This window comes from Allomuricauda sp. CAU 1633 (assembly GCF_017313225.1).
GTDB lineage: Bacteria > Bacteroidota > Bacteroidia > Flavobacteriales > Flavobacteriaceae > Flagellimonas.
In genome coordinates this window covers 905,819-924,889 of the sequence record NZ_JAFLNE010000001.1, presented here as the reverse complement: position 1 = coordinate 924,889, position 19,071 = coordinate 905,819, and the positions used below count along the sequence as shown (strand labels likewise).

Sequence of the window (19,071 nt, the reverse complement as noted above, 5' to 3'; positions counted from 1 at the left end):
TTTAGTTTTAGTCGATTGATTTAGTTCGTAGTCGTAATGCATTGGCTATCACCGATACTGAGCTGAAGCTCATGGCCAAGGCCGCGATCATGGGTGAAAGCAAAATCCCAAAGAAAGGATAAAGCACCCCTGCTGCCACCGGTACACCGATGGTGTTATAGATCAATGCAAAAAATAGGTTTTGTTTTATGTTTTTCATGACGGCCTCACTAAGGTTCCGTGCTTTTACAATGCCATGAAGGTCTCCTTTTACCAAAGTGATCATGGCACTTTCAATAGCTACGTCAGTTCCAGTTCCCATGGCAATACCCAAATCACTTTTGGCCAATGCTGGGGCATCGTTGATACCATCCCCGGCCATAGCAACCACCTTTCCTTCATTTTGCAAGCGTTCCACTTCCTTCATTTTGTCCTCAGGCAAGGTTTCGGCCTTAAAATCATTTAAGTGCAATTCGCTAGCCACCGCTTTGGCCGTGTTGGCATTATCCCCGGTGAGCATGATCACAGAAATTCCATTGTCTTGAATGGCTTTGATGGCTTTGGCACTGGTTTTCTTTATTTTGTCGCCAATGGCCACATAGCCATGACACTTTCCATCTATGGCCAAATAGGAAACGGTTTTCCCTTTTTCTTGTGCTTTTTTGACCTTTTCCTTCATGTCTTTGGAAATTTCCACCTCAGCTTTCTCCATCAACTTGAGGTTTCCCAAATGGATTTTAGCATCTTTGATCTTCCCTTCAACCCCCATTCCCGTGACGGCATTGAAGGACTCCGTTTTTAGAGTCTTGACATCTTTTTCCTTACCATAATTTACGGTAGCCTGCGCCAAAGGGTGTTCACTATTGGCATTTACGGAGACAACGTATTGCAACAAATCTCTATCTGAATAGTCATCAGAAAAGGCCTCCAAATGGTCAAATGTTGGTTTACCTTCGGTAATGGTTCCCGTTTTGTCGATAATCAAGGTGTCCACATCAGCCATTTTTTCCAAGGCTTCTGCATTTTTAATGAGCACCCCATTTTGAGCACCTTTACCCACACCGACCATCACCGACATCGGCGTGGCAAGCCCCAAAGCACAGGGACAGGCGATGATTAAAACCGCAATGGCATTGATCAAAGCGTAAACATAGGCGGGCTGTGGCCCCCAAATGGCCCAAACCGCAAATGTGATGATGGAAATAATCACCACCGCGGGAACAAAATAGGCCGATACCTTATCCGCCAAATTCTGAATGGGTGCCCGGCTTCGACTGGCTTGGTTCACCATATCAATGATTTGTGAGAGCAACGTATCGCTACCCACTTTTTCAGCTTTCATCAAAAAAGATTGATTCCCGTTGATGGTACCGCTGCTTACCTTGTCATCCACTCCTTTTTCTACAGGAATGGGTTCCCCGGTGATCATGGATTCGTCCACAGCGGTTTCCCCTTCGGTGATGATGCCATCCACAGGAATTTTTTCTCCCGGTTTTACCCGAAGGATATCCCCTTTTTCAATGTCATCGATACTGACCTCAACTTCTTCCCCATTCACAACTTTGACGGCTTTGTTGGGGGCTAATTTCAATAATTCCTTTACTGCATTGTTGGTTTTGCTATGTGCTCTGGCTTCCAACAATTGTCCTAAAAGTACAAGTGTGAGGATAACAGTTGCTGCTTCAAAATATACGTGAACCGCCCCAGATTCGGTCTTGAATTGGTCTGGAAAAAACCCAGGAAACAACAGTCCCAATATACTGAACACAAATGCCACACCAGCACCGATTCCAATTAAGGTGAACATGTTCAGGTTCCATGTCTTGATACTTCGGTAGGCTCGTTCAAAAAACATCCATGTAGCATAAAAAACAACAGGAATTGATAACCCAAACTGTACCCAATTCCAATATCTCGGCGCCATTAGTTTGTACAATGGATTGTTGGGTATCATCTCACTCATGGCAATCAGGAAGATAGGGAGCGTAAATCCCACCGCTATCCAAAACTTCTTAAGTAATTTTTTATAGGTTTTCTCCTCTGCACTTGCTTCGAGCTTCATCGGCACCAAGTCCATTCCGCAGATGGGGCAAGAACCAGGGCCATCTTCCACCACTTCGGGGTGCATGGGGCAAGTCCATTGTTGTTTGGAACTTGTAGCCGTGTTCTGTTCCTCTACCAAATCCATACCACATACCGGGCAATCTCCTGGTTCGTCGTAGGTTTTGTCCCCTTCGCATCGCATGGGGCAATAAAAAGTGCCATTCCCGTTTGAAACCGTTTTTTTTTCTTCTTTCTTTGGTGGATGATGGTGATGACCGTCCGCATGAATAGTATATCCGCCTCCATCATTCTTTAGGGCTTCCTCGAAGGTTTCAATAGGAATATGTTCCTTCATCTCGATTGAGGCCTCGGCCTTCTCCAAACTGACTTCAACCCCGGTAACCCCATCAACTTTTGATAGGGTTTCTTGTACATGGTTTCTACAACCATTACAGCTCATTCCGTGTATGTGATAGGTATGTTTCATCTTGTTTGTTTTTTGTTCAAAACTAGCTGAATACCAGTCGGAAGCTTTTTACAATTCTGGGTTTCTTTTATACAATTTGGTCCAACGGCCTCCTGTTCCACTCTTGTACCTTTTTATAGGCACTCATCGACATTCCAGTTACTGATTTAAACTGTTTGGCCAAGTGGCTACTGCTCTTGTAGTTTAAATCGCAGGCTATTTCAGAGAAAGTTTTCGTTCCCATTTGAATTTCTTCTTTTACCTTCTCCATTTTGAGCAGGATAAAATACTTTTCAATGGTCAATCCCTCTTTGGCACTGAACATTTTACTGAGTGCCGAATAGTCTCTGTTCAGCTTTCCAGCCAAGTATTCTGAGAGATTTTGATCGGAACGGTTCTCCAACGCATTGATCAAGTGTTTTTTGATGTCCACGATGTACGTCTGATTGACATCCTCAATCAATTCAAATCCATTCTTGGTCAAAATCTCCCGAATACGCTCTATTTGGCCCATGGCCGAATCTTTAAATTCAACTTCGCCTAAGTCAATTTGTACCACTTCAATGCCCATATCCCGAAATTCGTTTTTCAAGACACCTTTGCATCTTTCACAAACCATATTTTTGACTTTAATACGCATAGTGGTACAATTTGAAATTAATTATGGGTATGTCCGTCTGCCATGTGCTCCTCATTCAACACATAATCCATTCGACAAACTGGGCATTTTCCCTCTTCATCACTTCCACTGCCTTCGCAATGCATTACGCAAACATATTTAGAGGTGTACTCTTTGCCTTTCATATCAGCAGTTTCCATGTTGTCCATGTCATGTCCTTCATGGTCCATTTTATCCATATCGTGACCTTCATGTTCCATGGTCGCTTCCGTAGAAGTCTCTTTTGCCTCCTCTGTTTTTCCTTTGCAGGATACCGTAAGTACCAAGGCTGATGCAAATGCAATTCCGATAATTGTTCTGATGTTTGTTCTCATTTTTGATAAAATTAAATTTACTTGTTAATTAAATAATTGATGATGGCAGATTGTAAATAATACAGCTGCACTGATTGTATTTGATTCGTTTGAAACTTTAATTGTAATTCTTGAATATCCAACACATCGTTGAAATCGATGGTTCCCGTCTCATAGTTCTTGATCAGGATTTCTTCAGCATCTTTCGCCTGATTTAGGTTCTTTGACTGGGTTTGATGGGCAATACGTGCTTGATTCCGTTGCGAAATGGCATTGGCATAGGCATTCTCCAATACATTTAATCGCTCTGCTTTTTGCAGTTCAATCTCCTTTTGACGAAGCTCATTTTGTTTGGTGGTCGATTTAAACTTGTTATTGAAAATAGGCACTGAAAAAGTAACCATCGGCATCACAATATCCTTTCCATTATCACTGAACACCATATCATCCCGCTCCGAAACAGGGATGTAGTCCAACCCAATGCCAAAACTAGGTGCATTCTCCTTTTGATTCAGCAGTTCGGATTGCGTAACCGATTCGTACAACTGGTCGTATTTGAGCAATTCCGGATTTAAACTTAAATCGTCTTTGTTAAGCATAGGGTCATCCTCTGGAATGTCCATTTCCTCAACAACCTCCACAGCGATGCTTTCATCTCGATTCAACAAATTGTTGAAAACAGCCTGCTCCGCCAAGTAGGATTGTTCCAGTACCTCCTTCTGCTGTTGCAATTCATTTTGGCGAATTTGAAGTTTCAAAATATCCACCGCCGAAGCTTTTCCCACCTCCACGGAGGTCAGTGCCAGGGTTTCATAGGTTTTGAGCAGTTCAATGTTTTCTTGAAGTACTTTTTGTTTCGCCTCAATCCCGTATAAATTGTAGTAGGATTGCGCCAATGACAATGCCAATTTTCGTTTGGCGATGACAATTTCGGCATACTCCGTCTCAGCCATGGAACTGGCATAGTTTTCCCGGGCCGTGATAGTGCCAAACCATGGCAACATCTGCGAAACCGAAAATCTTGCCCGTTGCGCTCCCGTTCTGGTCTCTGGTTCACTCACAAAATATCCCGCAGCAACCGTTGTGTTTGGCAAGGTGTTCATTTCACTCACCTTTTCTTTTGCAATATTGTAGCGTAGCTCCAAAGCCTGAATCATGGGGCTGTTCAATTCCGCTTCCTGAAGATAGCTTTCCAAGGACTGAGCACTTAAAAAGTGGAAAGTGAAAAGTGAAAAGATAAAAGTGCATGCTCTCCTTAAAGTAAAAGGTGAAAATTGAAAAATAGTTTTTATGTTATTTGGCTTTTTCATTAGAGGTTGGATTTTGAAGTTTTTACTGAACTTGCCAACATAGCTACTAATTCTTTGCAGGTTGAATTCAATTTTTGGTGGCTGTCAACTTCCAAAAAATGTGTGTCTTTTAATAAATCTAACCAGTACAGAGTTTCGTTTGCTTCCTTAAGAGCAATACTCATTTTATTAATGAAATCCTTTTTGCTTTGGGCAAATTCAGCTTCTCGAATTAATGCTCCAATGGAAGACCCACTTCTTAAAAGTTGCTTGCTTAACACATACTCCTTTTTTTCAGAAATTAAAAGCTGTGATAGATTTACAATTTCTATTGCAAAACCATAGCTCTTTTCTCTTAAAACACTTTTAGCCATAACTTTAATTCTTCACTTTTCGTTTTTCACTCTTAATTCAGCTTTCCAACTGTACAGCACGGGTACCACAAACAATGTGATCAATGCAATCAACATACCCCCAAAACTTGGAATGGCCATCGGAATCATGATATCACTACCTCTACCAGTACTTGTTAGGACTGGTAATAGTGCCAAAATGGTAGTCGCAGTGGTCATCAAACAAGGACGGATTCGTTTTTCACCTGCTTCCAACACCGAAGCCCGAATTTGTTTCAGGTTATCTGGTTTGTTCTTGTCGAAAGTTTGGGTGAGATAGGTGGCCATCACTACGCCGTCATCCGTGGCAATGCCAAACAGTGCGATAAATCCGACCCACACCGCCACACTCAAATTAATCGTGTGCATTTGGAAGAGGTCCCTTAGGTTTTCGCCCATAAAACTAAAGTTGAGGAACCAATCCTGACCGTAGAACCAAATCATTAGAAAGCCTCCCGCAAAAGCGACCAAAATCCCAGAAAATACCATCAAGGATGTGGCCACCGACCTAAATTGAAAGTACAGAATCAAAAAGATAATCAGTAGTGCCAACGGAACCACAACGGATAAAGTTTTCTTGGCCCGTAACTGGTTCTCATACGTACCTGTAAATCGGTAGCTGATACCCTTGGGCACCACCAATTCCCCGCTATTTATTTTTTCCTGAATCTTGGCTTGGGCATTTTCCACTACATCCACTTCCGCATAGCCATCAAGTTTATCAAAAAGCACATAGCCTACCAGAAAGGTATCTTCACTTTTAATGGCCTGAGGTCCTTGTTCGTAGCGAATGGTCACCAACTCACTTAAGGGAATGGGACTCCCTTTTTGTACAGGAACATAAATATTTTCCAAATCGGAGGGGTTTTCCCGAAGTTCCCTCGGATAGCGCACTCGGATTCCATAACGTTCCCTGCCCTCCACGGTTTGGCTCAGCGACATCCCTCCAATCGCTACTTCCAATACTTGCTGCACATCCTCAATGACCAATCCGTAACGAACCAATTTTTCACGGTCTATATCGATAAGGAGATAAGGCTTGCCCACGATTCGGTCTGCAAAGACAGCTTCATCCTTGACCCCGGCTGCTTCTTTTAAAATAGGTTCCAATTGTAGGCCAAAGTTTTCGATTTCCTTTAAATCCTGACCTTTTACCTTAATGCCCATCGGTGCCCGCATCCCGGTTTGAAGCATCACCAAACGCGTCTCAATGGGTTGTAGTTTAGGCGCCGAAGTGACCCCAGGCAATTTGGAGACTTTCACGATTTCATTCCAAATATCATCCGGACTTTGGATTTCGGGACGCCAGTTTCGAAAATATTCCCCGTCGCCATCCGCAATCAAAAGATTTCTATCGATGCGCAAAGGTTCGCTTACATGGCTGTCCTTGTAATTTTGTTCATTGGTTACTTCCAAATTTGGATTGGCCAGCACTTTTCCATTGCGCAATTCAAAATAACCATCAGCATTGACTTTGAAACGCTGCGGACTTCCAGTCTCATTTTTTTCGTATTCTGACCGATATTGAATGATGTTCTCATACATGGAAAGTGGTGCAGGGTCCAATGCAGATTCTGTCCTTCCTGCTTTCCCCACTACAGTTTGAATTTCTGGGATGGTGGCCACGGCCATATCTAATTGCTGCACCACCCTTTTGTTCTCCTCCACTCCAGCATGTGGCAAGGAAGTGGGCATCAGCAGAAATGAACCTTCATTGAGGGATGGCATAAATTCCTGCCCCGTGTTCCTCATAATCATGAATCCGAAGACTACAATTATGGTAGGAATGGAAAGAAACACCAATTTATGCTCCAATGCCCATGTCAAAATGCGACTATAATATTGTCTGAAGAGGTAAAATCCCCCCAACAAAACACTACAAATCAAACCCACAAAAATCAGGTTGATGGCAATGCTACGGTCAAAACCAAGAGGTCTCCAATAGGTAGCCAACAAGAAGGCAATGGTGCCCACGCAAATACTCACATTGAGCATACTGGCTTGTTTTGCGTCCAGCGTTTGACGTACTTTTAGGATTCCGGAAACACCAAAGGCAATCAAGGCCAACCCCAACCAATAGCCAAAACCAATGGCCACCAATCCTAGGGCAATCAAAATACCATTCCAAACATAGGCGAAGATGGGCGTTCTATTTTTCTTTTTAAATATGATGGCCGCAAATGGTGGAATAAGGAACAGTGCCACAATAATGGATGCCGTCAATGCCATGGTTTTTGTAAAAGCAAGTGGTCGGAACAATTTTCCTTCAGCGCCCACCATGGTAAAAACTGGAATAAAGCTGATGATGGTTGTCAATACAGCGGTTAAAATGGCTCCGGAAACCTCAGCTGTGGCATTGTACACCACCTCATTGATGGATAAGTTTTGGTCATTTTCATCCATATGCCGAATGATATTCTCGGAGAGAATCACCCCAACATCCACCATGGTTCCAATGGCAATGGCGATACCAGAAAGCGCCACAATGTTGGCGTCTACACCAAATAGTTTCATTGAGATGAACACCATGAGCACGGCAACTGGCAACAAGCCCGAAATCAAAATTGAGGCCCTAAGATTGAACACCATGACCACAATCACCAAAATGGTGATGAGAATTTCGAGGGTCAACGCCTCGTTCAGAGTTCCCAATGTTTCTTGGATGAGTTCCGTTCTGTCATAAAATGGAACAATGGTGAGTTGGGAAGTAGTTCCATCTTTCAAAACTTTAGATGGGAGGCCAGCACTCAACTCCGTAATTTGTTCCTTTACATTGTTAATGACCTCCAGTGGATTGGCTCCATATCGGGCCACAACAACTCCCCCAACTACCTCAGCCCCTTCTTTGTCCAAAATTCCACGACGAACAGCCGGGCCCAAGGAGACATGGGCCACATCCTTAATTCTGATGGCGGTGTAATCGGTTGATGCAACTACAGCATTTTTAATATCCTCCAAGGATTTGATGTATCCCAAACCACGCACCAAGTACTCTGCTTTATTGATTTCCAAAGTCTGAGCGCCGATATCCCGATTGCTCTGTTTAACAGCTTTCACTACTTGATCCAAGCCCACATTGTATTGCTTCATCAGTTCAGGGTCCACATCCACTTGGTATTCCTGCACAAATCCACCTATGGAAGCCACCTCGGAAACCCCTGATGCGGATGAAAGCGCATACTTTACGTAGTAATCCTGTACGCTACGGAGTTCCTGCAAATCCCACCCGCCTGTTACATTGCCATCTTTATCCCTTCCTTCCAGTGTATACCAGAAAATCTGGCCCAAAGCGGTGGCATCAGGTCCCAAGGCAGGATTTACACCATCTGGTAATAGGTTGTTGGGAAGCGAATTGAGCTTTTCCAAAATGCGGCTACGGCTCCAGTAGAACTCCACATCCTCTTCAAAAATGATATAGATACTGGAAAATCCGAACATGGATGAGCTCCGAATGGTCTTTACCCCTGGGATTCCCAATAAGGAAGTAGTCAATGGGTAAGTGATTTGGTCCTCGATATCCTGTGGGGACCTTCCGGGCCATTTGGTAAAAACAATCTGTTGATTTTCCCCAATATCCGGGATGGCATCCACAGCTACTGGATTACTTGGCAAAATACCACCCGTATCCCAATTAAAAGGTGTGCTTACAATGCCCCATGCCATAAAAAATAGCAGGAGCAGTATGGCTACCAACTTGTTATCTATTAAAAATTTGATGCTTTTGTTCAGCATATGGGTTTGATTTAAACATTAGATTGACACAAAACACGCGTAAATGCGACAGCCCAACCACTTCGGTCGGGTACATTCAATCTATGTTAAATCAAATAAGGAAAGTCTGGTCAAGAACCTGCACGTCCCGTATCAATGGGGGTGGGTTGTACTCGTTGAAAGCGTGAGGTTCTTCAGAATCGATTTCGAAAAGCTGAAAATAGGTTTGGACAAAGCTGACCAAAAAGACTTGCTGGTCCAAATCAAACTTCTCAAAAGAGATTTTTAGGTCGTCCTGACCTTGTACAGTGAAAGATTCATCATCACAACAGGATTTTTCCATATCCATATCCATTCCGCAATCATCCGCATGGGAAAAAAGGGAAATATCCATTACCCGGCCCATGCAAATATGCTTGTCCACTGTCCAAGAAACCGTGGAAGCCAGGACCAAAAGGGCCATCAACGAGGATACGATTTGATGAAAAATCTGCTTCATTTGACTACAAAACTACAAAATATATCAATTTATTGCTTTGTTTAACAGAAGATTAAGCCACATCTTACTGTAAGCACTAGCTTCTTTGTCGTACAAATGCAGTATTCAATACATTTGCAAAAAAATACCTCATGCTAAAATCGTTGGAACCCAAGGTACTTGAAATTGTAAAAGATGAAGACAAATCCGTAGATAACCGTTTGGGTGAAATCTGTGAGCTTTTGCGCAGTAATGTGGATTATTACGACTGGGTTGGGTTCTATTTTAAAAATGGCGATAAGGAAGAGTTGAAGTTGGGACCTTATGCCGGAGCGCCCACCGACCATACCATTATTCCGTTCGGAAAAGGTATCTGTGGGCAAGTTGCCGTGAGTAACCAAAATTTTGTGGTGCCCGATGTGGCCGCCCAAGATAACTACATCGCATGTAGCATAACGGTAAAAGCAGAGATTGTGGTTCCCTTGTTCGTAAATGGGGAAAATGTGGGTCAAATCGATATTGATTCCAACACGCCAGACCCTTTTACGGAAGAAGATGAACGCTTTTTGGAATTCATCAATCAGGAAGTGGCCAAAATTCTGTAAAACTTACCTTATTTTGTTGATAACCCGTTCTGATTTTTAAGGAGAGATCAAGTACTTTTGTGAGCTTAAGAAATTGATTTTTAAGACACCAATGAAGACTGCCAAAAAAGCCTCTGCTGCATTAATTTCCGTATTTCATAAAGATGGTCTGGAACCCATCGTAAAAAAATTGGATGAACTCGGTGTAACCCTTTATTCCACAGGAGGAACCGAAAAATTTATCCGCGATTTGGGTATTGATGTGGTACCCGTAGAAGATGTGACCAGTTACCCTTCCATTTTGGGAGGTCGTGTGAAGACCTTGCACCCCAAAGTTTTCGGAGGAATCTTAAACCGACAGGACAATGAAAGCGATGTGGCCCAGATGGAAGAATTTGAGATTCCGCAGTTGGATATTGTCATCGTAGACCTCTACCCGTTTGAAAAAACCGTGGCCAGTGGCGCATCAGAACAAGATATTATTGAAAAGATTGATATTGGTGGAATTTCCCTGATCAGGGCAGCCGCCAAAAACTTCAAGGATGTGCTTTGTGTTTCCTCCATGGAAGATTATACCGACTTTTTGAATGTGATTACCGAAGGAAATGGAAACACTACCTTGGAAGACCGCAAGCGATTTGCCACCAAGGCTTTTAATGTGTCATCGCATTACGATACAGCTATTTTCAATTACTTCAACAAAGAGAAAGAAGAAACCGTATTGAAAATTAGTGAGACCCAAGGCCAAATACTCCGTTATGGCGAAAACCCACACCAAAAAGGCTATTTTTTTGGTGATTTTGAGGCCATGTTCACCAAATTGCATGGTAAGGAGCTATCCTACAACAACTTGCTGGATGTGGATGCCGCGGTTAATTTGATGCAAGAATTCAAAAATGATGACCCTACCTTTGCCATTTTAAAGCACAATAATGCCTGTGGATTGGCTACCCGAAGCACCATTAAGCAAGCTTACGTTGACGCTTTGGCGGGCGACCCTGTTTCCGCTTTTGGTGGAATTTTGATTTCAAACAAAGAAATTGATGCCCCTACCGCTGAAGAAATCCATAATCTGTTCTGCGAAGTGGTCATCGCTCCCAGTTACTCAGATGAAGCTTTGGAAATCTTGAAAGGCAAAAAGAACAGAATCATCTTGATTCAAAACGAAACGGAACTGCCAGAAACCTTGGTTCGAACTTGTTTGAACGGCGTTTTGGTTCAGGATAAGGATTCCAAAACCGATTCCAAAGAGGACTTGAATCCTGTTACCGACAAAAAACCAACCTCAGAAGAAATCGAAGATTTGATTTTCGCTTCTAAATTGTGTAAACACACGAAGAGCAACACCATTGTTTTGGCCAAAAACAAACAATTGTGCGCTAGTGGAACGGGGCAAACTTCACGCGTTGATGCTTTGAACCAAGCCATCCATAAAGCGCAATCCTTCAAATTTGATTTGAATGGTGCTGTTATGGCCAGTGATGCCTTCTTCCCATTCCCCGATTGTGTGGAGATTGCAGATAAGGCTGGAATTAAAAGTGTCATTCAACCTGGAGGGTCCATCAAAGATCAATTGGGCATTGATTATTGCAATGAAAATGGAATGGCCATGGTGATGACAGGTACACGGCATTTTAAACATTAATTTTAGTACATTAGCCGATAATTTTTACCGTTAATCCGAAAATAGACGCTTTTTATGGGATTTTTTGATTTCATGACCGAGGAAATTGCCATTGACCTTGGTACTGCAAATACCCTGATCATCCACTTGGACAAAGTGGTGGTTGACAGTCCTTCCATTGTGGCCAGGGACCGCGTGTCAGGAAAAATTATCGCGGTAGGCCGCGAAGCAAATATGATGCAGGGGAAAACCCATGAAAACATCAAAACCATACGCCCGTTAAAGGATGGGGTAATCGCGGACTTTGATGCTTCGGAAAAGATGATCAATATGTTCATCAAGAACATTCCGGCATTAAAGAAAAAGTGGTTTCCGCCTGCGCTTCGAATGGTCATTTGTATCCCTTCGGGAATTACCGAAGTGGAAATGCGGGCGGTTCGTGAATCCGCGGAACGTGTAAACGGTAAAGAAGTTTACCTGATCCATGAACCTATGGCCGCTGCCATTGGTATTGGGCTGGACATTATGCAGCCCAAAGGAAACATGATTGTTGATATTGGTGGAGGTACTACCGAAATTGCAGTAATTGCCTTAGGCGGTATTGTTTGTGACAAATCAGTGAAAATTGCGGGTGACGTGTTCACCAACGATATCATTTATTATATGCGAACCCAGCACAACCTGTATGTGGGTGAAAGTACGGCTGAGGCGATAAAAATTGAGATTGGTTCCGCTACCGAAGATTTAAAATCACCCCCAGACGATAAATCCATACAAGGTCGTGATCTTTTGACCGGAAAACCAAAACAGGTACAGGTTTCTTACCGCGAAATTGCCAAAGCACTGGACAAAAGTATATTACGGGTTGAGGATGCGGTAATGGAAACTTTATCCCAAACCCCTCCAGAATTGGCTGCTGATATTTACAATACGGGAATTTATTTGGCCGGGGGAGGCTCCATGCTAAGAGGGCTGGACAGAAGGCTGTCACAAAAGACGGACTTGCCTGTTTATATTGCGGAAGACCCTCTAAGAGCGGTTGTTCGGGGAACAGGGATTGCACTTAAAAATTTGGAGCGTTACAAGAGCATCTTGATCAAGTAAATGGGAACTTTGTTGTTTCTTAGTGCTTGATGCGTTCAAACTTTCATAACGATACGATTGCATGCAACGGATCATCAACTTTATCCTACGGTACAGAAATGCGTTCCTCTACAGCTTTCTTGCGCTTATTTCGTTGGTGATTACGGTTCGGTCCCACTCCTACCATCAATCTAAATTTTTCAATTCATCCAAATGGCTAACTGGAAATGTCTATGGCACAGCTTCGGATATATCCTCTTATTTTAACCTTAGAGAAGAGAACGATAGGTTGGTCAATGAAAATGAGCGGTTGCGCAGAATGCTCTTCAATGCGGAAAATGCTGTAATTGAACCTCTGGACTCATCCCTTGTGGATTACGAAGTTTTGAGTGCCCGACTTGTAAAAAATAGTTTTACTTCGCCCCGTAACTACGTTACAATCGATAAAGGAAAAAATCAGGGAGTTGGTCAAGATATGGGTGTAATCACCACTAAGGGTATTTTGGGGATTGTTGAGAACGTATCCAATAATTTCGCCACGGTACAAAGTGTGCTGAATACCAAGTCCAACATCAATGCTAAAATCAAACATTCCAATTATTTTGGATCATTGGTTTGGGATGCGAATGATTATACCGTGGTACAGTTGGTGGATATACCACGACTGGTGCCTCTTGTAGTTGGAGATACTATTGTTACCGGAGGAATGTCCAGTATTTTTCCTGAAGACGTCCCCGTTGGCGTCATTAAAAGATATGACCTCAATGCTTCCAAAAGTTTTTACAATATTGATGTTGAACTGTTCAACGACATGGTTAACATCAAAAACGTGTACCTTATAGAAAACAAAAATCGGGAAGAAATTAAAGCCCTGGAATCAGCTACCTCTAATGAATAATACTGTTTTCTTAAATACCATGCGGTTTGTGTTACTGGTTCTCACCCAGGTGCTGATCTTTAACAATCTCCACTTTATGGGGTACATCAATCCAATGGTTTATGTAATTTTTTTCTATTGGTACCCTATAAAAGGCAATAGAGCCTTATTTATGGTAATTTCCTTTTTGCTGGGATTCATAATCGATATATTTTCAGATACCTTGGCGCTCCACTCCATAGCCTCCTTAACGGTGGCGTACGCAAGGCCTGTACTTATGCGATTTTGTTTTGGAGTGAATTACGAGTTTCAAAATTTCAGTTTCAAGAACACCACAAAAGTGCAGCGCCTCACCTTTTTGGGCCTGCTTATTTTAATCCATCAAATGGTATTCTTTTCCTTGGAAATTTTAAGTATTTCCCACTTCCTTTTAATTTTGAAAAAGGTTTTTACCACAGGTATTGTAACTTTGGTACTTTGTACACTCTTTAGTTCACTTTTTAGTCCGCAAAGCGAATAAATAAGCTATTGCTTCGTTGAAGTACTGTAGGGCTTCGAGTATACAAATACGTCATATATGAAAAAGCTGCTGTTATCTTCCATAATCGTCATCATTGGATTTACCTTTATCGGTAGACTTTCCTATTTGCAGTTGTTTCGCTTTTCTCCCGACCAGATTTTGGAAGATCCCGCCATCAAGAAAATATATGATTATCCGGAACGGGGCTATATCTATGACCGAAACGGGGATCTTATGGTGGGAAACCAACCAGCTTACGATGTCATGGTCATTCCCAGGGAGGTAAAACCGTTAGATACTTTGGAGTTCTGTGGTCTATTGGGAATCGACAAAGCCACTTTTATATCCAAAATGGAAAAAGCTCGGGTTTATTCTCCAAGGCTTCCTTCCGTTTTAGTACCCCAACTCTCCAAAGAAGATTATGCTACTCTTCAGGAAAAAATGCGCCATTTTGTTGGATTCTATATCCAAAAAAGGTCTTTACGTTACTATACCACTAACAGTGCGGCCAATGTGTTGGGCTACATTAGTGAGGTAAACGAATGGGATTTGCAGAACAATCCATACTATGTGGCTGGAGAGTTAAAAGGGCGAACCGGTATTGAAAAACAGTATGAAGAAGTACTTCGGGGGCGAAAAGGGGTCATGCATATCCAAAAAGATCGTTTTAATCGCGATATAGGCCCTTACAAAGATGGCAAACTAGATACCATTCCAGTGCAGGGTACGGAGATACACATCACTTTGGATAAAGAGCTCCAAGAATATGGCGAAAAGTTGATGCATGGAAAAAGAGGGGGCATCGTAGCCATTGAACCCAAATCCGGAGAAATTCTAGCTATGATTTCCGGTCCTACTTATGATCCAGCGCTATTGGTGGGTCGGGAACGTTCCAAAAATTATAGCAAACTCCATTACGATACCATTTCCAAACCCACTTGGGACCGTTCCATTTTGGCGGAACCCTCGCCAGGGTCCCCCTTTAAGACTTTAAATGCATTGGCTGCCTTACAAGAAGGTGTGATTGACCCCACTACCAAATTTCGGTGCTACCATGGTTTCTATGTGGGGAATACCTTAAGAGGATGCCATTGTGGAGGAGGCGTTCGGGATATGAATTCCGGTATCACACAATCGTGTAACGCTTATTTTGCTGGAACATTTAGAAGGTTATTCGACAAATATTCCACTACGGATGAGGCTATTGATGTTTGGGAAAAGCATATGAAAAGTTTTGGCTTGGGTAATTATTTAGGCACCGACCTACCTACGGGAAGACCAGGACGAATTCCGGATAAAAACTTTTACGACAAATGGTATGGGGATGGAAGATGGGCCGCTTCAACCATTATATCCAATGCCATAGGACAGGGAGAAATTGCTGCCACTCCGCTTCAATTGGCCAATATGACCGCTGCAATTGCCAATCGTGGTTATTTCTATACCCCACACGTCATAAAAAATATGGGGAGTTCTGGAGCCATTGACCCCAAATATACCGAACCCCACTACACTACAATTGATCGCAAGCATTTTGAACCTGTGATCAAAGGAATGGCCAATGTGTACAAATATGGTACGGCCCGATGGGTGCAAATTCCAGATGTTGAAATTGCAGGTAAGACCGGTACGGTGGAAAATTTCGTTCGAGTTGATGGAGAACGCATGCAGCTTACCGACCATTCGGTTTTTGTGGCCTTTGCCCCAGTTGAGAATCCGCAGATTGCCTTAGCCGTATATATTGAAAATGGCTACTACGGGGCACGTTATGCTGGGCACATTGCTTCTCTTTTGATTGAAAAATATATTAAGGGTGAAATCACCCGAAAAGATTTGGAGAAGCGTATGTTGGAAAAAACACTGGAGCACGAATATGCAAAACCCTATAGCGGTGAACCTTTCAAGATAAATGAGTATGTCTGGTAGAGGGTTGTTTGGAAGGATAGATTGGATCACTATTTTTCTCTATGCCCTTTTGGTTTTTATAGGATGGATCAATATCTATTCCACATCCTTGGTAGACCCCAATCTTTCTATTTTTGACTTCTCCACTTTATACGGGAAACAATTTTTTTTTATTGGATTGGCCGCATTGGGGATTATTTTGGTCCTTTTTGTGGAATCCAATTTCTTTGAGCGTTTTTCCTCCATCTTTTATATCATCTCCATTCTTTTGCTGCTCGGCCTTTTTGTCTTTGGAAAGACCATTGCAGGGGCAACCTCATGGTATAATTTGGGTTTTTTTAACCTACAACCTTCTGAGCTTGCCAAAGTAGCTACGGCACTTGCCTTGGCAAAGTTTTTAAGCGATATACAAACCGATATTAAAACAGGAAGGCACCAATTGTATGCACTTTTCATTATTCTTTTACCAGCCTTTTTGATTCTACCCCAACCTGACCCCGGGAGTGCCCTGATTTACTTTTCTTTCTTTTTTGTGCTGTTCAGGGAAGGGTTCCCATTGTATTATTTGGGCATATTATTGTTCATGGTGGTTTTATTCGCAACCACCTTAATGTTTGGTACTGTGTGGGTAGCCATAGGCTTGATCATATTGACCATATTGGTCTATACCTTTAAAAAAGCATCTGTTAAGATTCCCATACTTCCCGTTATTGGGGTAATTGTCCTTTCCATCCTGTTCTCCCTATCGGTGGATTTTGTTTATGCAAATGTGTTTGAACAACGCCATCGCGATCGGATTGCACTTTGGTTGAGCTTGGAAAAGGATGAAAAAAAACTGGAGGAAATCAGAAAGACCATTGGGTACAACACCTATCAATCTGAAAAAGCCATTGAGTCCGGCGGATTTTTTGGAAAGGGTTTTTTGGAAGGTACACGTACCAAAGGTGATTTTGTTCCCGAACAGCACACGGATTATATTTTCAGCTCTGTGGGTGAGGAATGGGGCTTTTTGGGGACCATGACCGTAATTCTTTTGTTTTCTGGTTTCTTTTTACGATTGATTCATATTGCAGAGCGACAAAAAAGTGATTTTAGTCGGATGTACGGCTACGGGGTCATTTCCATTTTAGTGTTCCATTACTTCATCAACATTGGAATGGTGATAGGTCTCTTGCCTACTATCGGGGTACCTTTACCCTTTTTTAGCTATGGAGGTTCTGGGCTTATCTTTTTTACAATGCTGCTCTTTATCTTCCTAAAATTGGATTCAAACCGATTAAAGGACGGTATTTAAAACTTCCATTCCGTAACATTCACCTTACTTTCAACCTCATCTTGCCATGTTTTGGTCTGCTTTTCAAAAAAATCGATGCCCGTTTGTTTCTCAATGGTATCTATGGGCACCAAAAAATAATCTAATGGTTGTTTACTTTCTGTATTCGGCATCAAAAAAGCGAGTGCCTTTTTAGAGTCTTTTCTCAAAATAATCTTATAAAAAGTTCGAGGTACATCCACATCTTCATCCCCAATTTCTTCCAACCCATTTTCTAGAATTCCACCCGTAATCACAACCAAATCCCCATACGTTTTGCACCAATACCTAACTTTCTGCTCCAATCGATTCCACAAACCTGCATTAAAATCCCTGTCCTGCGGGCTTATGTTGCTGGTATAAAATGTCTCGTTATAGGCATATTCTGAAAAGCGGCGATCACCTGCCGGACATAGGTGTCCACGGTCATAACCAGAGCCTCGGTAATTGCGCCAATCGGCCGATTTAGTCTTCACCTTGGGGTCTTCGATAAAATATGGCCGCTTTCTATCATCATAGGTGAGATGACTTTTCTTGAGTTCATACAACACCCATTCGGCTTGTTCAAATGGCTCATTATACGAAAGCATAAAATGTTCATGCTGTACAATCTCCCCCGTGGTGGAAGTCGGCAAGAACACTTCAGAAATGACTTCATTATTGGAGCTTTCCGGATTGGAATAGGTAGCGGGCGTATAAAAATTTTGAAAAAGCCAAAAACCAAGGATACAAACTAACATCAAAAGGGCATATTTGGTTTTATTGCTCATCGCAAACAGATATTTAATAAGGATTGCAATGATAGCAAACTTGAAAAACTTAAGCCCATTTATTTATAAAACTTTATCTTGAAAAGAATTACCCCTTACTTGAATTAAGATTCTGGTCAATTTATGATAACCAAACAAATATTTCCATTAAAATACATTTTCAACGAGATTAAAATATCTCTGCTCATTGTCACGCTCATTGGTGTGGTCGTGGATATCCTGCCTGTATTTTGGTCTGATTATTTACCCGATATTCCCATTTCCATTGCCACCACATTGGGTATTGCCATATCCATTCTGATATCTTTTAAAGTGAACCAATCCTATGACCGGTGGTGGGAAGCCCGGAAAATTTGGGGAGCCATTGTGAACGATTCCCGTACGTTGGTATTGCAATTGAAAATGTATACCGAAGCAAACGATCCCTTGATCAAAACCATGGCCTACCGGCAAATTGCTTGGTGCTATTCCTTGGGACAATCTTTAAGAGGCAAAAATCCCTATGCAAATTTGGAAGAATTGATCTCGAATCGAGAATTGAACCATTTGCAAACACATAAAAATGTACCCTTGGGCCTATTGGATTTTCAGACCGAATCCATCAAAAAATTATTTGATGAGGGAAAACTGGATGGATTTTCGAGACTACAGTTGGAGGAAACATTGGAACGGTTAACGGCCTCCATGGGGAAGTGTGAGCGCATCAAAAACACCGTGTTCCCAACCACATACCGAAAGGGATTGCATTTGGCCATCTATCTCTTCGTTATATTTCTGGCCATGTCGGAACCTTTGCGATTGGTGGTGGTGTTGGAGGTTTTAATTTTGGTTATTGTCTCCATGGTATTCTTTTTTCTGGAAAAGGCAGCCTTTAGATTGCAAGACCCATTCGAAAATCTACCTACCGACACACCGGTAACTTCCATAGCTCGGACCATCGATATCAATATAAGACAGCTCTTGGGAGAGACCGAACTTCCAAAACCCATTGAACCTGAAGATTTTTATATACTGTAAAAAAAAAGCGGCCCCTAAAAGAAGCCGCTTTCAATTTTATTGATTCCGT

General features: G+C 42.2%; 16 protein-coding genes. 8 read left to right on the top strand and 8 right to left on the bottom strand.

Annotated features, from left to right (window positions below):
- Positions 1-7 precede the first annotated feature (7 nt).
- The 7 genes from J0X14_RS04125 to J0X14_RS04095 form a co-directional block, all read right to left on the bottom strand.
- A complete protein-coding gene (locus tag J0X14_RS04125; protein ID WP_207096477.1) occupies positions 8-2,509 on the bottom strand; it encodes a heavy metal translocating P-type ATPase in 2,502 nt (833 codons plus the stop codon).
- Between the two features lie 67 nt (positions 2,510-2,576).
- Positions 2,577-3,128: a helix-turn-helix domain-containing protein gene (locus J0X14_RS04120; protein WP_207096476.1), complete on the bottom strand. Its 552-nt coding sequence runs from the start codon at positions 3,126-3,128 to the stop codon at positions 2,577-2,579.
- 17 nt (positions 3,129-3,145) lie between these two features.
- Positions 3,146-3,481, bottom strand: a complete 336-nt coding sequence (locus J0X14_RS04115) for a hypothetical protein (protein WP_207096475.1) — start codon at positions 3,479-3,481, stop codon at positions 3,146-3,148.
- A gap of 17 nt (positions 3,482-3,498) precedes the next feature.
- Positions 3,499-4,770 (bottom strand): TolC family protein, encoded by a 1,272-nt coding sequence (locus J0X14_RS04110; protein ID WP_242527907.1) that lies wholly within the window; start codon positions 4,768-4,770, stop codon positions 3,499-3,501.
- Positions 4,770-5,123, bottom strand: coding sequence for a four helix bundle protein (locus J0X14_RS04105; protein WP_207096474.1), 354 nt, complete (start codon positions 5,121-5,123; stop codon positions 4,770-4,772). The genes J0X14_RS04110 and J0X14_RS04105 overlap by 1 nt, the downstream gene beginning before the upstream one ends.
- Before the next feature lie 12 nt (positions 5,124-5,135).
- Complete coding sequence (locus tag J0X14_RS04100; protein ID WP_207096473.1) at positions 5,136-8,873, bottom strand: efflux RND transporter permease subunit; 3,738 nt, start codon at positions 8,871-8,873, stop codon at positions 5,136-5,138.
- Between the two features lie 91 nt (positions 8,874-8,964).
- A complete protein-coding gene (locus J0X14_RS04095; protein WP_242527906.1) occupies positions 8,965-9,351 on the bottom strand; it encodes an HYC_CC_PP family protein in 387 nt (128 codons plus the stop codon).
- A 131-nt stretch (positions 9,352-9,482) separates the two neighbouring features.
- On the opposite strand from J0X14_RS04095, the gene J0X14_RS04090 reads away from it, so the two are divergent.
- From J0X14_RS04090 to rodA, 7 genes are all read left to right on the top strand, one after another.
- The gene (locus J0X14_RS04090; protein ID WP_207096472.1) at positions 9,483-9,935 is read left to right on the top strand and encodes a GAF domain-containing protein; all 453 of its coding nucleotides are present in this window, start codon (positions 9,483-9,485) and stop codon (positions 9,933-9,935) included.
- 91 nt (positions 9,936-10,026) lie between these two features.
- A complete protein-coding gene (purH, locus tag J0X14_RS04085) occupies positions 10,027-11,559 on the top strand; it encodes a bifunctional phosphoribosylaminoimidazolecarboxamide formyltransferase/IMP cyclohydrolase (protein ID WP_207096471.1) in 1,533 nt (510 codons plus the stop codon).
- Positions 11,560-11,613: 54 nt separating this feature from the next.
- Positions 11,614-12,642, top strand: a complete 1,029-nt coding sequence (locus J0X14_RS04080) for a rod shape-determining protein (RefSeq protein WP_036380166.1) — start codon at positions 11,614-11,616, stop codon at positions 12,640-12,642.
- 61 nt (positions 12,643-12,703) lie between these two features.
- Entirely contained in the window at positions 12,704-13,519 is an 816-nt protein-coding gene (mreC, locus tag J0X14_RS04075) for a rod shape-determining protein MreC (protein WP_207096470.1), read from the top strand.
- Complete coding sequence (locus J0X14_RS04070) at positions 13,512-14,018, top strand: rod shape-determining protein MreD (RefSeq protein WP_207096469.1); 507 nt, start codon at positions 13,512-13,514, stop codon at positions 14,016-14,018. Before mreC ends, J0X14_RS04070 begins: the two co-directional genes overlap by 8 nt.
- A gap of 57 nt (positions 14,019-14,075) precedes the next feature.
- On the top strand, positions 14,076-15,944 hold the full coding sequence (locus tag J0X14_RS04065) for a peptidoglycan D,D-transpeptidase FtsI family protein (protein ID WP_207096468.1): 1,869 nt from the start codon (positions 14,076-14,078) through the stop codon (positions 15,942-15,944).
- The gene (gene rodA, locus J0X14_RS04060) at positions 15,934-17,217 is read left to right on the top strand and encodes a rod shape-determining protein RodA (RefSeq protein WP_207096467.1); all 1,284 of its coding nucleotides are present in this window, start codon (positions 15,934-15,936) and stop codon (positions 17,215-17,217) included. Before J0X14_RS04065 ends, rodA begins: the two co-directional genes overlap by 11 nt.
- Here rodA and J0X14_RS04055 read toward each other — a convergent pair.
- On the bottom strand, positions 17,214-18,005 hold the full coding sequence (locus tag J0X14_RS04055) for a DNA/RNA non-specific endonuclease (protein WP_207096466.1): 792 nt from the start codon (positions 18,003-18,005) through the stop codon (positions 17,214-17,216). The two genes, rodA and J0X14_RS04055, sit on opposite strands and share 4 nt — an antisense overlap.
- A 123-nt stretch (positions 18,006-18,128) precedes the next feature.
- Between J0X14_RS04055 and J0X14_RS04050 the strand changes: the two genes are divergently transcribed.
- Positions 18,129-19,022, top strand: coding sequence for a bestrophin family protein (locus tag J0X14_RS04050; protein ID WP_207096465.1), 894 nt, complete (start codon positions 18,129-18,131; stop codon positions 19,020-19,022).
- The last annotated feature ends 49 nt before the right edge of the window (positions 19,023-19,071 follow it).

What these genes read in the sequence shown, in the direction of transcription:
- J0X14_RS04125 (WP_207096477.1), bottom strand. Translation starts at nt 2,509, where the DNA reads ATGAAACATACCTATCACATACACGGAATGAGCTGTAATGGTTGTAGA.
- J0X14_RS04120 (WP_207096476.1), bottom strand. Translation starts at nt 3,128, where the DNA reads ATGCGTATTAAAGTCAAAAATATGGTTTGTGAAAGATGCAAAGGTGTC.
- J0X14_RS04115 (WP_207096475.1), bottom strand. Translation starts at nt 3,481, where the DNA reads ATGAGAACAAACATCAGAACAATTATCGGAATTGCATTTGCATCAGCC.
- J0X14_RS04110 (WP_242527907.1), bottom strand. Translation starts at nt 4,770, where the DNA reads ATGAAAAAGCCAAATAACATAAAAACTATTTTTCAATTTTCACCTTTT.
- J0X14_RS04105 (WP_207096474.1), bottom strand. Translation starts at nt 5,123, where the DNA reads ATGGCTAAAAGTGTTTTAAGAGAAAAGAGCTATGGTTTTGCAATAGAA.
- J0X14_RS04100 (WP_207096473.1), bottom strand. Translation starts at nt 8,873, where the DNA reads ATGCTGAACAAAAGCATCAAATTTTTAATAGATAACAAGTTGGTAGCC.
- J0X14_RS04095 (WP_242527906.1), bottom strand. Translation starts at nt 9,351, where the DNA reads ATGAAGCAGATTTTTCATCAAATCGTATCCTCGTTGATGGCCCTTTTG.
- J0X14_RS04090 (WP_207096472.1), top strand. Translation starts at nt 9,483, where the DNA reads ATGCTAAAATCGTTGGAACCCAAGGTACTTGAAATTGTAAAAGATGAA.
- purH (WP_207096471.1), top strand. Translation starts at nt 10,027, where the DNA reads ATGAAGACTGCCAAAAAAGCCTCTGCTGCATTAATTTCCGTATTTCAT.
- J0X14_RS04080 (WP_036380166.1), top strand. Translation starts at nt 11,614, where the DNA reads ATGGGATTTTTTGATTTCATGACCGAGGAAATTGCCATTGACCTTGGT.
- mreC (WP_207096470.1), top strand. Translation starts at nt 12,704, where the DNA reads ATGCAACGGATCATCAACTTTATCCTACGGTACAGAAATGCGTTCCTC.
- J0X14_RS04070 (WP_207096469.1), top strand. Translation starts at nt 13,512, where the DNA reads ATGAATAATACTGTTTTCTTAAATACCATGCGGTTTGTGTTACTGGTT.
- J0X14_RS04065 (WP_207096468.1), top strand. Translation starts at nt 14,076, where the DNA reads ATGAAAAAGCTGCTGTTATCTTCCATAATCGTCATCATTGGATTTACC.
- rodA (WP_207096467.1), top strand. Translation starts at nt 15,934, where the DNA reads ATGTCTGGTAGAGGGTTGTTTGGAAGGATAGATTGGATCACTATTTTT.
- J0X14_RS04055 (WP_207096466.1), bottom strand. Translation starts at nt 18,005, where the DNA reads ATGAGCAATAAAACCAAATATGCCCTTTTGATGTTAGTTTGTATCCTT.
- J0X14_RS04050 (WP_207096465.1), top strand. Translation starts at nt 18,129, where the DNA reads ATGATAACCAAACAAATATTTCCATTAAAATACATTTTCAACGAGATT.